The organism is candidate division WOR-3 bacterium (assembly GCA_039801365.1).
Taxonomy (GTDB): Bacteria; Hydrothermota; Tepidihabitantia; order Tepidihabitantales; family Tepidihabitantaceae; genus JBDRUN01.
This window is the reverse complement of record JBDRUN010000071.1, coordinates 1-15,081: the sequence shown is the minus strand read 5'-3', so window position 1 is coordinate 15,081 and position 15,081 is coordinate 1. Positions and strand designations below refer to the sequence as shown.

Genomic DNA, 15,081 nt, shown 5'->3' with positions numbered 1-15,081 from the left:
GTTCCGAACCCAACCCCTTTCTAGCTGCTTCTCCATACATGACTACTGCCGTGTTAGACTTGGGCGCTGGGTATCAATCACTTGCTGTTTCCCTTTCTTGCTACCACCATCATCCTTGTGGTCAAGGGCGTGACTGGGAAGAACGTACCGTGGCTGTAGAACCAGGACTTCGCGAACCCGGCCTGCCGCAGACAGCGTGCTACCTCCCTTTCTGTGTAGGCCCGTTCCTGGTGTACCTCCTCAAACCGTACCGGTTCACCGCTCGACGCTGGCTGCCCACCATCTTCCGCATCCCGCTGCTGACGCGTGCCCCCACCTAACGCGCGACGTTCCTCCCAAAAGGTCAGATGCAACGTTGAGACCATTGTCCGATCGTCAAACGTATTCTCCCAAACTGATGCGATACCATCTGCATTCCTCGACGTTACCCGGTTGCCCCAGAACTTTGACAGACTGTACACTGTATTCATATCGAATGCGAACAGCCCGGACGGCATCAACGCCCGGTACACGCACTCGAAACAACGTCCAAGTTCCGCTTCAGACAGAAGATAATTGATACTGTCGTACAAACTAATGGCGACATCCACTTGCTCATCAAGACGGAAGTCAGTCATCTCGGCCCGTACTAACTGGATCGGTAGGCCGGTGCACTTCTCGGCGAGCACTGCGAGCATCTCGGCCGAGCGGTCCACCCCAATCACTCGGTATCCCCGTTTGGCCAAGAGTACGGTTGGAATTCCGGTCCCACACGCAAGGTCCAGTACTGTCTTTGGGGCCAGTTCGAACTTCTTGAAAATCCGTTCCACGTAATCCACCCAACCTGGGTAGTCCACGTAGCGTAGCATGAACCGGTCGTAGTATCGGGCGAACGCGGAGAACGGCTTTGCTGACATTCAATTTGACTATAGACTTTCTGTCTTTCTCGGTCAAGCCAAAGCCGAATGTCGCAATGAAGCTTGTGCCCTAATCCGAGTTTCCGGCCTCAGGCCGTAGGACAGCGGCTGTTGGCTTAAGCTATGTTCATAGACGGTTACGCGCTAGCCTTACCTCGAACTCCGGTTGACCAATGAGACCCCGATGCTATCATCAGCGGCAACCGATGACCGCTATCGTTCACGGTCCGAGTCTGCTGACTACCGAGGACATCTGGCTCTTCCGTGAAGGAAAACATTTTCGACTGTACGAGAAGCTCGGAGCGCATATTGTCGGTACCAAGAGCGCAGAAGGTCGCACGCATCACACGCCATGCCTAATGCCGGCAGGAAGTGGTTGCGGTGTACTGTTTGCGGTGTGGGCGCCGAATGCAAAGGCGGTGTCGGTCATTGGTGACTTCAACGATTGGAATCCGGATTCACATCCGCTAGCAGTGCGATGGGACGGTTCTGGCATCTGGGAAGGCTTTGTCTTCTCAGGGAGCTCAGGGCAACAAAGTGAGGACGCAGTGTGCCGAGTACCGGGGACGGCACTCGCTGGTGTGAGATACAAGTTTCGGATAACGACAAGGGATGGACGCCAGTTCGACAAAGCCGATCCGTTCGCGTTCTACTGCGAGACACCGCCCGGCACCGCTTCCCGTTTGTGGAACCTCAACTACGAGTGGCATGACACCGAGTGGCTGAAACACCGGGGCAAGTCAGACTGGCACCATTCGCCGGTTTCAATTTACGAGGTCCACGCCGGTTCTTGGCGCAGAAAGAACGGTCAAAGTTTGACCTGGCGCAACTTGGCAGATGAACTTGTGCCTTATGTCAAGGAACAGGGCTTTACCCACGTGGAATTCCTGCCGGTGATGGAACATCCTTACTACGGCTCGTGGGGTTATCAGACCCTTGGTTACTTCGCTCCGACCGCAAGGTTTGGGGTGCCTCAGGACCTGATGTACTTGATAGACCACCTGCATCAGGCTGGCATTGGCGTCATCCTTGACTGGTCACCCGCACATTTCCCGGACGACGCGCACGGGCTTGCATGGTTTGATGGCACCTGTTTGTATGAGCACGAGGACCCACGGCAGGGGCGGCACCCGGATTGGCACTCACTGATTTTCAACTATGGCCGCAACGAAGTGCGCTCTTTTCTCGTGTCAAGCGCTCTGTTCTGGCTTGACAAGTACCATGCTGATGGTCTGCGGGTGGATGCAGTAGCCTCGATGCTCTATCTAGATTACTCGCGCAAGCCGGGCGAGTGGGTGCCAAACCGGGAAGGCGGCAGAGAGAACCTCGAGGCAATCGAATTCATCAGGACTTTCAACACCATTGGTTATCGGTATCATCCCGGCATCCAGACGTTTGCCGAGGAGTCAACCGCCTGGCCACTAGTTTCGCGGCCGGTTGATAGCGGCGGGCTCGGGTTCGGATTCAAGTGGAATATGGGCTGGATGCACGACACGCTGGATTATCTTTCCCGTGACCCGGTTTATCGCAAGTATCATCACGGTCGTCTTACGTTCTCAATGCTGTATGCCTTTGCTGAAAACTTTGTTCTGCCCTTATCTCATGACGAGGTAGTACACGGCAAGGGTTCGTTGCTGGCGAAGATGCCGGGCGATGAGTGGCAGAAGTTCGCCAACCTGCGACTGCTCCTTGCCTATCAGTATCTGCATCCGGGCAAGAAACTTCTTTTCATGGGAGGTGAGTTTGGGCAACGGCAGGAGTGGAATCACGACGCGGGACTGCAATGGGAGCTGTTTGAACACCAGCCACACCGGGGTGTTGCTCTGCTTGTACGCGACCTGAACCGGTTGTACCGCGTCGAGCCAGCACTGTACCAACTGGACAACGAACCGGACGGCTTTCGCTGGGTTGACTGTCAGGACGCGGCGGCAAGTGTCGTTTCCTTTCTGCGCCGCAGCCAAGGATCCTCGGAGTTGCTTGCTGCCGCCAATTTCACCCCCGTGCCGAGGCACGACTATCGCATCGGTGTGCCGCGGGCCGGAGCATGGCAGGAACTCCTAAACACCGATGCCCGCGAATATGGCGGTTCAGGGTTGGGTAATCTCGGCCGGGTCGAGTCCGAGCCGGTGCCGATGCACGGATTTGCACAATCTGTCAGCCTCACGCTGCCGCCACTGGCGATGGTGGTATTCAAACCCGGACCCGGTGCAGACCGTCGGGTGTGAAGCTCAGTGCGCTATATCTGCATCCACGGCCACTTCTATCAGCCGGCCCGGGAGAACCCGTGGAGCGGCGATGTCGCAAGAGAAGATTCGGCTCTGCCGTATCACGACTGGAACGAGCGGGTCACGGCTGAGTGCTACGCGCCCAATGCTCGGGCGCGACTCATGGGCCCGGGTGCGAGCGTTGTAGCTGAAGTCAATAACTACGAGCGTCTAAGCTTCGATTTTGGTCCGACCTTGCTTGGTTGGATGGAACGCCATGCACCTGATACCTACCGGGCGGTGCTTGCCGCTGACAGGGTAGGCCAGGCTCATTTCTCGGGCCATGGTCAAGCCATCGCGCAGATGTACAACCATACGATTGCGCCGCTTGATTCCGATCGAGACCGGCGCACGCAGGCTGTGTGGGGAATTCGGGATTTTGAGTATCGGTTCGGCCGCAAGCCCGAAGGCATCTGGCTGGCCGAAACCGCGGTTGACTATAAGACTCTAGAAATCCTGGCCGGACTCGGCATCAGATTCACGATTCTTAGTCCGCACCAGGCAAGGGCAGTCCGGTTGCTTGCACACAGTAGGTGGCAGCACGTTGACGCCTCGAGCCTTGATAGCGGTCTGCCATATCTTGTACGGCTCGAGTCCGGCAGTAGTATCTGTGTCTTCTTTTACGATGCGGCGGTTGCGCGCGACGTGGCCTTTGGTGGACTGCTCAAGGACGGTCGCGTGCTTGCCGACCGGCTGGTGGCTGAGTCCCGTACACATGCTTCAGAGCCCCGCCTTTTGCTTGTTGCTACGGACGGCGAAACCTACGGTCACCACCATAAGTTCGGTGAGATGGCGCTTGCCGCGTGTTTTTCCAAGCTTGGTTCATCGGGTGTGCCGCTTACTGTCCCGGCCGAGTTTCTTGATTTCTGCCCGCCCCGACACGAGGTGCTGATTAGTGAGAATACATCCTGGAGCTGTCCGCACGGAGTCGAGCGGTGGCGGAAGGACTGCGGGTGCTCGACCGGTGGACATCCAAACTGGAACCAGGCTTGGCGAGCGCCGCTGCGCGAGGCGATGGAAATGCTCCGCGACCGATTGGCTGAGGTATATGAGTGCGAAGCTGGCCGGTTTTTCTTCGACCCGTGGCAGGCGCGCGATGACTATATCGAAGTTCTGCTTGACCGGTCGCGACTCGAATGTTTCCTGACCAACCACGTCCGCGGCGACGGCTCGCATTTCCCTGCCGTTGGTCTATTGGAGATGCAGCGTTTTATGATGCTCGCACTGTCTTCAGACGGCTGGTTTTTCGACGACCTGTCCGAATTGACGGCAATCCAAGTGATACGGTGTGCGTGCCGGGCAATTGAGCTGTGTCGGCAGTTGTGCGGGCTTGACCTTGAACCCGAGTACTTGCATATTCTCGGCCAGGCCCGAAGCAACATTTCCGAATTTGGTACCGGCGCTGACATCTACCGCCGGTTCGCTACCAGGCCAAGGACATAAAGCGTGAAGCACATGATGTGCTCGGGTATCCTGCTTCCGCTGTTTTCGCTCCCTCCCACCAAACCTCAGGCCAAGGACCACGGTATCGGTGACTTCGGGCCTGCTGCTTACCGTTTTGCCGACTGGCTCGTCTCGGCTGGCCAGCGGTTCTGGCAGGTTCTGCCCTTGAATCCGACCGACCCGTTTCATGGCAATTCACCGTACCACAGCCGTTCGTCGTTTGCCCTGAGCCCACTCTATGTCAGTCCGGAACTGCTTCGGCGCCAAGAATTGGTGCGCCTTGCCGACCTAGCACGGCAGCCCCTGTTCTTGCCGGGCATGGTGGATTATGTCAGGGTCGCGGCCTGGAAGAGAAAGTTGCTCGACAATGCGTGGGCAAGGAGCGTCGCGCACCCTGGTTCATATAGAATGACGGCGTACCGCAGGTTCTGTCGCCGCCATGCGTACTGGCTTGACGACTACGCCCTGTATGAGGTGCTCAAACAGAAGTTCGGTGGCGTGGCCTGGTTCGACTGGCCATCGCATCTGCGCCGACGCAGCCCGGCTGTACTCGGCGAGCTGTCCCGCGCCTTCTCCAAAGAGCTCGACCGAGTCAGATTTGAGCAGTACCTTGTATTCACTCAGTGGCTTGCACTCAAGCGTTACTGCAACCGGCTGGGCATCGCGATCATCGGGGACCTGCCGATATACGTTGACGCCGACTCAAGCGATGTCTGGGCGAACCAACGTCTGTTCGAGCTATACGAACATGGCCGGCCCCGGTTCAGTGCCGGCGTGCCACCGGACTACTTTTCACCGACCGGCCAGTTGTGGGGTAACCCGGTTTATTGCTGGAGTGAGCATCGCCGCACTAGGTTTAGGTGGTGGCTCAGACGAATCAGACACTCACTCCTGCTCTATGACATTGTCCGCCTCGACCACTTTCGCGGACTGGTTGCTTACTGGCGGGTGCCGGCCCGGGTCGCCACTGCCGTACACGGTCGGTGGGTGCGGGCGCCGGCCACCGAACTCCTTTCCGCTGTGAGGAGTATCTTTCCCGCGATGCCATTCGTTGCTGAAAATTTGGGCCACATTACGCCTGCGGTCGAGCGCGTCCGCCGACAGTTCGGTCTACCGGGAATGAAAGTGCTGCTCTTCGGTTTTGGCACAAGACGGAGCCCGCACCTGCCGGCGAAAGTGACGCCCGACACCTTCTACTACACCGGAACCCACGACAACAATACCGTACGCGGCTGGTTTGAGTGTGACGCCAGAGAGATTGAGAGGAAAAACCTCGCCCGATTCCTTGGGCACGAACCAGACGCATCCACGGTCAGCCTCGAGCTTGTGCGCGCCTGCCTTGAGTCCCGCGCTCGCGTCGTGATCATTCCGCTTCAGGATGTGCTCGCTCTTGGCTCCGAGGCCCGGATGAACAGGCCAGCCACGGTATCCGGCAACTGGCAGTGGCGGCTGAGTCCCGGGGGGCCGAGCGATGCGGACGCCCGTACACTGCTACAACTGACCAGAAAGACCGGGCGACACACCTAGTTGACAATTTCCGGGCCGGGCGTATCTTAGCCAGAGTGCCACAGGACGAAACGCTGACTGAGAAAACGCCTGTCGCCGGTTCTACTCTTAACGATGCAAGCGGGAGCAGGTTAGAAGAAGAGCGAGAGCTGGTTGCAACACAGAACGAGCGCCGTTCTGGTTCGGCTATTGCGGTTGCGCCCAAGGCGCTGCCAGTCCCGGACGATGAGCTGGTGCGACGGGTCCAGGCCGGGAACGCCGAGGCCTTCGAGGAGCTGGTGCGACGGTACGAACGCAAGGTGTACAACGTTATCTACCGGCTCATGGGTAACGAGCAAGATGCAAGAGAGACACTGCAAGACACATTTCTTCGTGCTTATCGTTTTATTGGAAAATTCAAGTTTCAGTCGAGTTTCTTTACCTGGCTGTACCGCATCGCCACGAATACAAGTTTGACCAAACTGCGCCAGCGTAAGTCACCGGTAGTTATGTCGCTGGACGAGCCGGTGGGGGAAGATGGCGACCTGCCGCTTGAGATACCGGACTACAAGTACAACCCAGAGCAGATGATGCGGCAGCGGGAGCTGCGCCAAGCATTGAAGGATGCGGTTGATTCCCTGCCACCGGACTACCGTTCGGTGGTCGTGCTGCGCGACCTTGAAGGCCTGAGCAATGAAGAGGTAGGTAAGATACTAAAACTATCGGTGCCAGCGGTGAAGTCGCGGTTGCACCGAGGTCGTCTAGCCCTGCGCGATAAGCTGGCAGACTATTTATAGCGGAGCGACAATGAAGCACAAAGACAAGGAGACTTACTCCTGCCCGGAGTGCGAAGAGCTGTTTGTTCTTGTGAATGAGTATCTGGATGGCGAAGTCACGGTTGAGGCTCGCCAGGAGCTGATGGCGCACGTGACCTCCTGCGCCGATTGTGCCCGGATGCTGTGGAAGATGGAACGACTTATCGTCTGCTGCCGAACCGAGCCGGGCCAGCCCATACCCGAGACGACGCACCGTCAGCTCTGGGAAACCCTGTTGAAGGAACTACGCTCGGATAGAGGCGGGTGAGGCGACGACGCTTCTGGCCATAGGTAGCGCGTTCCACACCCAGCGCTTGGCGTCAGGAAAAGGTGTCCTCCCATGCGTGTTGTTGTGGCGATGAGTGGCGGGGTTGACTCCTCGGTCGCCGCGTTGCTGTTGAAAGAGCAGGGGCATGAGGTGGTCGGAGTGACAATGATGCTTGTGGACTGTGCTGCCGGGCCGAAAGCAAGGGTGCCGTCCTGCTGTGGCCGGCAGGCGGTTCGGGACGCGCAGAAGGTGGCGGTGAAGCTGGGCATTCCCCACTACACGATTGACTTCCGGCAGCAGATGGAGAGCGAGGTAGTTGCTGACTTCTGCCGTGAGTATGCACTTGGCAGGACACCCAACCCGTGTATAAGGTGTAATGAGCGGCTGAAGTTCCGACTGCTATTGGGACGGGCAATCGAACTGGGAGCAGAAAAACTGGCAACAGGACATTACGCCCGCATCCAAGCGGATGAGGGCGACACCTGGCGGCTGTTGCGGGGAAAGGACCCGGCCAAGGACCAGTCGTATTTCCTGTACCGGGTGACGCAGGAGCAGTTGGCGCATCTGGTGATGCCATTAGGCGAGCTCACGAAAAGGGAGGTGAGAGAACTGGCCCACCGGAGCAAACTGCCGGTGGCAGAGAAGCGAGAAAGTCAGGAAGTATGCTTCGTGGCGGGAGAAGACTGGGCCGGTTTTCTGAAGCAGCGCAGCCCGGAGCTCTTCCGGCCGGGCAAAGTCGTGGATACTCAAGGCCGGATACTGGGTGAGCACAAGGGCGTTGCACATTACACGGTGGGACAGCGTAAGGGTCTGGGAATAGCGTTTGGGGAGCGGAGGTACATAGTAGGACTGAGACCGGAAACTAACGAAGTCGTGATTGGCATCTACGAGGAAGCACTGTCTAAAGTGGCTGAGCTGGAGCAGGTGCACTGGATTTCGGGCCGTGAACCATCTGGTAGTATTGAGGTGGCGGCTAAGATACGAAGCCAGCACGAGGGCGGATTCGCGGTTGTTGAGCCCGCGGGAGTGCGTGCAACGATGAGGTTCAGGGAACCACAGTTCGCAGTGACGCCGGGACAGGCCGCGGTGTTCTACCAAGGTGACATGGTGCTGGGTGGGGGAGTGATAAGAGTTAGCGGCTAGGTGATAAGCGAAGAGGAGGAACGATGGTCGCGGTAGTTCTATCAGTAATAGCCGTAATCGTAAGTTCAAACGTGGATTCAGTGATCGTGTACCCGAACCAGGTGTTGGTCGTGCGCACAGCCCGGGTCACTGTTTCCGGAGCAGGGGAACTTGTGTTGACAGGTCTGCCGGGGGCGCTGGATGATAATACAGTCCGCATCAGTGCGCCCGGACTCGTTGTCGGCGAGGTTCAGGTTCGCAAAGGCTACTTGGCCGAGCCGACGCCGGCGGTGAAGAAGCTGGAGCAGAAAGTCAAGGACCTTGAGGACCAGCTAAAGAAGCTCAAGGACGAAGAGGACATTGTCAAGGCCAAGGTGGAATTCCTGAAGTCAATCAAGCTTGGCACGCCGGAGCTCATCGCCAAGGAGCTGCAACAGGGCAGGATATCAGCTCAGTCGTGGCGCGAAGCACTGTCGTTCATGGCCGAGGAGATGGCCAAGGCGATGGCCCGGCAGGTCGGGCTTGGCCGCGAGCAGGAGGAAGTGCAGAAGCAGCTCAATGCGGCACGGCAGGAGTACAACGATGCCCGGGCCGCAGTTGAGAATCGGAAAGAGGTCAGGTTCGACTATGAGGCCGTGCCTGGTACCTACGGCATACGGCTTTCCTATGCGGTGTCGTATGGCGCAAGCTGGGTGCCGTACTACGAGCTTAGAGCCAGGCCGGACCAAGACAAGGTCGGGCTGGCTTACTTCTGCAAGCTCAGTCAGAAGACCGGCGAGGACTGGGACCAGGTAAGAGTTGTACTTTCTACCTCAAGGCCAGAGTTTGGCATAATCGCACCTGAGCCGGAACCGTGGTACCTGTCGTTGGTCGAGGTCCGACGTCTGGGAGCGGAAACGGGCATGATGGCCGAGACGATGCTTGCCCCAGGTGCGGCGATGAAGGCCGAGGCCCAGGAACGTAGCTACGACGAAGTGGCGGCGGTCGGGACCGGCATCTCGCTGCAGTATGTCATACCCGGCCGCGTGAGCCTCAAGTCGGGCGAGGCGCCGAAGAAACTCCTGCTCCGGGAGGCCGGGCTTACGGCCGACTACGGCTACTACTGCTTGCCACGCACCCGGCCACAGGCGTTTCTGCAAGGTCGGATCGTCAACACCACGCCGTTTGTGTTTCTTGCTGGCGAGGCCAGCACCTATGTCGGCGATGAGTACACCGGTTCCAGTTATCTGTCGCCGATCGCGCCGGGCGAGACAACCGAGGTTAGCTTCGGCGTGGATGAGCGGGTGAAGGTGACGCGAGAACTGGTGAAGAGTTTCAAGTCAAGAGGCGGGCTTTTCGCCAAGACCGAGAAGGCCCAGTTCTCCTACAAGACGATGGTCGAGAACTACCTGCCCAAGACCATCAAGATTGAGCTTGTGGAGCAGGTTCCCGTGTCCCAGCAGAGTGAAGTGAAGGTCAACGTGACCAAGGTTGAGCCGAAATTCCTGGCGCAGAATGCGGACAAGGGTACCTACACGTGGAAGCCGGAACTGGAAAGTAAGGGCCGTTTCGTTGTTGACCTTGAGTTCACAGTTGAATACCCGGCCGGCAGGCGCGTGCAGGGGCTTTACTAGGAAGGGAAGAGAGAGAAGAGAGTAGGGAGCAGAGAATGCTGACCAGCAGAAGGGAGGAACAATGGCAGAGATGATAGCCTACTGTGGAATTGACTGCGGAGTATGTCCTGCGCTGATTGCGACCATGAAGAACGATAACGAGCTGCGGAAGAAAACCGCAGCCGAATGGTCCAGGTCGTTCGGGCACGACTTCAAGCCGGAGGAGATCAACTGCACCGGGTGTCTGACTAACGGCGCGCATGTGTACTACTGCGATGCAATGTGTGACATCCGCAAGTGCGCGAAGCGGAAGAAGGTGCCGAACTGCGGATACTGCGCGGCGTACTCCTGCGAGAAGCTCGACGGGTTCCTGAAGAACGTACCGGCTGCCCGGAAGCGCTTGGCGACGGTCAGGGCAGAGAGAAAGTAAAGCGCGAGCGAAAAGCATAACCTGAGAACTGCGTGTCGGTCAGGACCTCGACGTAGAGAGTGATGGGCGGAGCGTCGAGCGTTCTCGTCATCGGTGCCGGGCTTGCGGGCTGCGAGGCAGCACTGCAATGCGTCCGGCACGGAGTGCCGGTACGGCTCTGCGAGATGCGCCCGGAAAAGATGACCGAGGCGCACCAGACCGGGGACGTGGCCGAACTGGTCTGTTCCAATTCCCTGAAGTCAGATGAGCCACAGAACGCACACGGACTCCTCAAGGCCGAACTTCGGATTCTGGGGTCGGCTCTGCTTGAGTGCGCGGAGCGGGCACGAATTCCGGGCGGCAAGGCCCTGGTGGTGGACCGCAAGCGTTTTTCGGCCGAGGTACAGGCAGCGCTTGACCAAGCCGGAGTAGAGGTTGTGCGGGAGGAGGTGACAGCGTTGCCCGAGGCTACCATTCTGAAACCTGAAGGGCGGGACACCTTGCCTTTGGCTCGAAGCGACAGAGACATCATCGTCATCGCCACCGGGCCGCTGACCTCGCAGTCAATGGTTGATGCCTTGACGGCCTTGCTTGGTTCTGAGCAGCTATTTTTCTATGACGCCATTGCGCCGATTGTTGCGGTGGAGTCCTTGGATATGAGCCGCGTATTTGCCGGCTCGCGGCACGGTGCGAGCGAGGATTACCTGAACTGCCCGATGTCAGAAGATGAGTACAACCAGTTCATTGATGCTCTGATTACAGCCGAGCTGCATCCAGTGAGGGCTTGGGATACAGTCCCGGCTCCAGTGGTTACCGGATCGGGGGCACAATCCAAATTGTCGGACAATTCGGTCATGTCCCAGCTTATCTTCTTTGAAGGTTGTCTGCCGATAGAGGAGATGGCGCGCAGGGGCAGGATGGCGCCTGCATTCGGGCCGATGAAGCCGGTCGGGCTTACCGATCCCAGAACAGGCAGACAGCCGTTTGCGGTGGTGCAATTGCGGCGCGAGAATGCTGATGGCACGATGTACAATCTGGTTGGATTCCAGACCAGATTGCGGCACGGCGAACAGGCGCGGGTGTTCCGAATGATTCCGGGTCTGGAGAAGGCCGAGTTTCTGCGCTATGGTTCGATGCACCGGAATACCTATTTGGACGGGCCGAAGGTGTTGCTGCCCACCTTGCAGACGCGATCGAGGCTGGACCTGTTTATTACCGGTCAACTGACCGGGATTGAAGGCTATGTCGAGTCAATCGGCGCCGGGCTGGTCGCGGGCGTCAATGCGGCACGGTTGGCGCAGGGACGGGAGCCGGTCGGGCTGCCGAAAGAGACGATGATGGGAAGTCTGCTACAGTATGTCGCAGGAGAAACGGGACCAAAAGGATGTTCTATGACAGAGGTTGGTGGTATCGCGCCACGCTTTCAGCCGATGAATGCGAACTTCGGGCTTCTGCCGCCGCTCAAGTCCAGAGCTAGAGGCCGCGAGAAGAAACGGCTCTTGGCCGAGCGTGCGCTCGGTGCAGTGCAAAGCTTCGCCGCCCGGATCGGGTTTGACTTTGGGCGCGGCCAGACTTAGCATTTCGAGCGTGAGAATCCGCGTCGGACTTTTCCTGTGCCTATTCGTCGCGCTCACCTCTGCGTCAAGCTGGTTGGTACGCCTGGACCTGCAGCCGGGCCGGAGCGCGACCGATGTCTCACGTGCAGGCGTGCCGGTGTTGTTTGTCGGTTCCGGATACTGCCTGTGCCAAGCGGATAACGGCGTCCTGCAACAGCTTAGGCAGGCGGGTTTCGGGGTAACCGTGCTGGACACAGAGCCAGAAAGCAAGAGCTACGTGTACGTGATGACTGCGGCCGGCTTTGACCGGAAGGCCCTTGAGCCGTTCGGCGCGATATTGACCGAAGACGAGTTGGGCGTTCTCTTGCGCACGACCGAGGACGCCGTCCTCGGTCTGAACACCCTACCGGTCGAACTGTGTGGTATCGGGATGGAGCCCGTGGTGCTCCGGAACGATCGTCGAGTGCCCGAACCCATGCCCGTATTGGACAGCCTGATACGAGAACTCGTGTCACGGGTCAGTGCCGAGACTTCAGAACAGACACTGGTGCGGCTGAGGCAGTTCCGAACCCGGTATTCAACTACTGACTCATGCCGCCGGGCGATAGCCTGGGTGCGGTCGAGATTCGCGGACTACGGGTGCGACAGTACCTGGCTTGATACATTTCGGTCCAACTATGCTCCGAACGTTATCGGCATGAAGCTGGGACGGATGAATCCCAGGCAGTTGTATGTTATCTGCGGTCACGTGGATTGCACCTCGGAGTCGCCGAACACTCTGGCACCCGGGTCCGACGACAACGCATCAGGCGCGAACGCAGTGCTGGAGGCATGCCGGGTATTTCAAGGCATCGAGTTCGAGAGGACGGTACTGTTCATCGGGTTTTCTGGAGAAGAACAGGGTTTGGTTGGTTCGGACAGCTTTGTGCGCCGGAGCCGGGACCGGGGCGATTCCATTGCCTTGGCAATCAACTTCGACATGGTCTCCTACGGTCTAGTGGATTCCTTGCTCATTGTGTACACATCAATGCTGCCCCAGACTGAACAGTTTGCCGAGTTCTTCGTGGCGCAGGCCGATACCTTCACCGACCTGAAGTGCAGGAAATACCTGCTGAATGACCCGGCATCAGACCACTACTCGTTCTGGAAGTACGGATATCTGGCTATCCGTGGCCGATACCGGGACCGGACTCCGATGTACCATACGACTGGTGATACCATCGGTCCATTCCACTACGTCAACTGCGGTACGAACAACATGCCATTACACGTTGAGCTCATTAGAGCGCTTGTAGCCACGGTGGCCAAGCTGGCCGGAGCGCATGTACCTGTGGGAATCGAAGAAGGCTACAAGCCACAGGCCACGAGATACAAGTCCGGCCCAAGCATCGTGCGTGGAGTGCTGAGGATGGTAGGCGGCAGACAGAATACAGGATACAGGGCAGAACTGCTGGACATCGCAGGGCGAAAGATTATGGAGTTGCGCATCGGCCCAAATGACGTGAGCGGGCTGAGTCCAGGCGTGTACTTTGTGAGAGGAAGGCAAGCTCAAGCCGTCCGGAAGGTAGTCGTAACCCGGTAGTTCACAGGTAGAAGCGATGATGCAGAATCACGAACTGCTCGAATGGATGACAAAGCTGCGACGGTGGTCTCACCGTTACCCAGGGCTGGACTTCGACGAGCACGAGACCCAGGAGAAACTACTGGAGGTGCTTCAGTCAGTCGACATCGAGGGTCGCATGATTGCAGGTACGGCCGCGATTGCAAACATCAGGAGCGCAAGGCCGGGGAAGACAATCACCCTGCGCTCAGAGATTGACGCGCTGGTGGCGCTGGTTCTGGGCTTTCTGGCAGGCCCGATTCACTCCAGCAGCAAGACCACAGACGGACAGTATACTGATTCGAGAGAGGAGGAGAAATGCTGAAGGAGTTCAAGGAGTTCGTTCTCCGGGGCAGCGTAATGGATATGGCCGTGGGCATCATCATCGGTGCGGCATTTGGTACCATCGTCAAGTCGCTTGTGGACGACGTTCTGATGCCGCCAATTGGTCTACTTCTAGGCAAGGTTGATTTTTCCAATCTGTACATACTGCTCAAAGAAGGCGCTACACCCGGGCCGTATCCGGCGCTTGCTGATGCCAGAGCCGCGGGCGCAGTGACGATGAACCTCGGTCTTTTCATCAACACCATTATCAGCTTCATCATCATCGCTTTCTGCGTGTTTCTTCTGGTGAAGGGTATGAACCGGCTGCGGCGTCAGCCGGTGCCAGCACCGGCCAACACCAAGGAATGCCCGCACTGCGCGACAGCCATCCCCATCGCGGCCAAGCGCTGTCCGCATTGCACCTCGCAGCTTGGATAGCGTCAGAGACCAGGGCAGACCAGACTGTAACCGTTGGAAAATTACCGCCCCCGGGTATTAGGGGCAAGTGTTTTTTAGTCCGACCGGTTGCGTTCCAGTAATTCGTCGAGAAAAGAATTTCCTCCCTCCTCCAGGTCACGGCCCAGAAGGAAGGTTGCGCTTCTTACCCTTATGCCGCGAGGAGTGGTATCTAGCGGACGCTGGAGTGTGGCAGGATAAACAAGGATGGCCTCCTGACATCCTTTCAGCGCTGCGTATGTGCGAACCTGAGCGAAGTCGCCACTCTCCGGCTGTTCAGAGTACTTGGCCAAGCACTCGGCTAGCCCCTAGCACAAAGCACGATCCTAACGGTCATGAACCGCCGACGTGCTCTCAGGACCACCATGAACCTACATCTCTATCCGGCAAACCGTGCCGCAGACCTCCTGCAAGACAATCCGACGGGCGATTTGCCGACCGGCTTCTGCACTGAACCGTCCAGTAATCCGTCAATCGAACCAACGGATAAACCTGCCATTGTATCGCCATATCGCTCAATAGACGAATAGGCCAGCAGCCAGGTAAGTCAACCCACTGATGTATCGTCAGTTAGTTCCCTGAATAGCCTGTTGATTCACCGGTGGGTTCACTCAAGGGACGAACCGACAGGCGACCCAGGGAGTCGTTGGGGGAGTCGTTCCCCGGTTCGTGGGACGGATGGTAATCCTAGTGCCGACTCCAGCGGTGGGCCATGAGTGCTAAGTCATATATTACTATAGTGTTACGTTACGTATTTTGCGAAGTTCGTCTTGTGTTTCTTCGTATCCTGCGCCGTTTGCATTGCCATTCTGAGCGTGTAGAATCATTTCGGCTGGAGTAGGATCGGCCTT

Annotated in this window: 13 protein-coding genes; 12 read left to right on the top strand and 1 reads right to left on the bottom strand. The window is 57.9% G+C overall.

Annotation, left to right across the window (positions count from 1 at the left end; translation table 11 throughout):
* Nucleotides 1-77 precede the first annotated feature (77 nt).
* Complete coding sequence (locus ABIL25_08710; protein ID MEO0082355.1) at nucleotides 78-896, bottom strand: methyltransferase domain-containing protein; 819 nt, start codon at nucleotides 894-896, stop codon at nucleotides 78-80.
* Nucleotides 897-1,102: 206 nt separating this feature from the next.
* Between ABIL25_08710 and glgB the strand changes: the two genes are divergently transcribed.
* The 12 genes from glgB (at nucleotide 1,103) to mscL (ending at nucleotide 14,212) form a co-directional block, all read left to right on the top strand.
* Nucleotides 1,103-3,121, top strand: coding sequence for a 1,4-alpha-glucan branching protein GlgB (gene glgB / locus ABIL25_08705; GenBank protein MEO0082354.1), 2,019 nt, complete (start codon nucleotides 1,103-1,105; stop codon nucleotides 3,119-3,121).
* 6 nt (nucleotides 3,122-3,127) lie between these two features.
* Nucleotides 3,128-4,603 carry a DUF3536 domain-containing protein gene (locus ABIL25_08700; protein MEO0082353.1) on the top strand — a complete coding sequence of 492 codons (1,476 nt, stop codon included), beginning with the start codon at nucleotides 3,128-3,130 and terminating at the stop codon, nucleotides 4,601-4,603.
* A 12-nt stretch (nucleotides 4,604-4,615) separates the two neighbouring features.
* Nucleotides 4,616-6,130 (top strand): 4-alpha-glucanotransferase, encoded by a 1,515-nt coding sequence (gene malQ, locus ABIL25_08695; GenBank protein MEO0082352.1) that lies wholly within the window; start codon nucleotides 4,616-4,618, stop codon nucleotides 6,128-6,130.
* Nucleotides 6,131-6,165: 35 nt separating this feature from the next.
* On the top strand, nucleotides 6,166-6,885 hold the full coding sequence (locus ABIL25_08690) for a sigma-70 family RNA polymerase sigma factor (protein ID MEO0082351.1): 720 nt from the start codon (nucleotides 6,166-6,168) through the stop codon (nucleotides 6,883-6,885).
* 10 nt (nucleotides 6,886-6,895) lie between these two features.
* Nucleotides 6,896-7,171, top strand: coding sequence for a zf-HC2 domain-containing protein (locus tag ABIL25_08685; GenBank protein MEO0082350.1), 276 nt, complete (start codon nucleotides 6,896-6,898; stop codon nucleotides 7,169-7,171).
* A gap of 72 nt (nucleotides 7,172-7,243) precedes the next feature.
* On the top strand, nucleotides 7,244-8,314 hold the full coding sequence (gene mnmA / locus ABIL25_08680) for a tRNA 2-thiouridine(34) synthase MnmA (GenBank protein ID MEO0082349.1): 1,071 nt from the start codon (nucleotides 7,244-7,246) through the stop codon (nucleotides 8,312-8,314).
* A 23-nt stretch (nucleotides 8,315-8,337) separates the two neighbouring features.
* Nucleotides 8,338-9,906, top strand: a complete 1,569-nt coding sequence (locus tag ABIL25_08675) for a mucoidy inhibitor MuiA family protein (protein MEO0082348.1) — start codon at nucleotides 8,338-8,340, stop codon at nucleotides 9,904-9,906.
* Nucleotides 9,907-9,967: 61 nt separating this feature from the next.
* The gene (locus tag ABIL25_08670) at nucleotides 9,968-10,315 is read left to right on the top strand and encodes a DUF3795 domain-containing protein (GenBank protein MEO0082347.1); all 348 of its coding nucleotides are present in this window, start codon (nucleotides 9,968-9,970) and stop codon (nucleotides 10,313-10,315) included.
* Between the two features lie 62 nt (nucleotides 10,316-10,377).
* On the top strand, nucleotides 10,378-11,871 hold the full coding sequence (gene trmFO / locus ABIL25_08665) for a methylenetetrahydrofolate--tRNA-(uracil(54)-C(5))-methyltransferase (FADH(2)-oxidizing) TrmFO (GenBank protein ID MEO0082346.1): 1,494 nt from the start codon (nucleotides 10,378-10,380) through the stop codon (nucleotides 11,869-11,871).
* A 10-nt stretch (nucleotides 11,872-11,881) separates the two neighbouring features.
* A complete protein-coding gene (locus ABIL25_08660; protein MEO0082345.1) occupies nucleotides 11,882-13,432 on the top strand; it encodes a M28 family peptidase in 1,551 nt (516 codons plus the stop codon).
* Between the two features lie 16 nt (nucleotides 13,433-13,448).
* Nucleotides 13,449-13,775 carry a hypothetical protein gene (locus ABIL25_08655; GenBank protein MEO0082344.1) on the top strand — a complete coding sequence of 109 codons (327 nt, stop codon included), beginning with the start codon at nucleotides 13,449-13,451 and terminating at the stop codon, nucleotides 13,773-13,775.
* The gene (gene mscL, locus ABIL25_08650) at nucleotides 13,769-14,212 is read left to right on the top strand and encodes a large-conductance mechanosensitive channel protein MscL (protein ID MEO0082343.1); all 444 of its coding nucleotides are present in this window, start codon (nucleotides 13,769-13,771) and stop codon (nucleotides 14,210-14,212) included. The genes ABIL25_08655 and mscL overlap by 7 nt, the downstream gene beginning before the upstream one ends.
* Nucleotides 14,213-15,081: the final 869 nt, after the last annotated feature.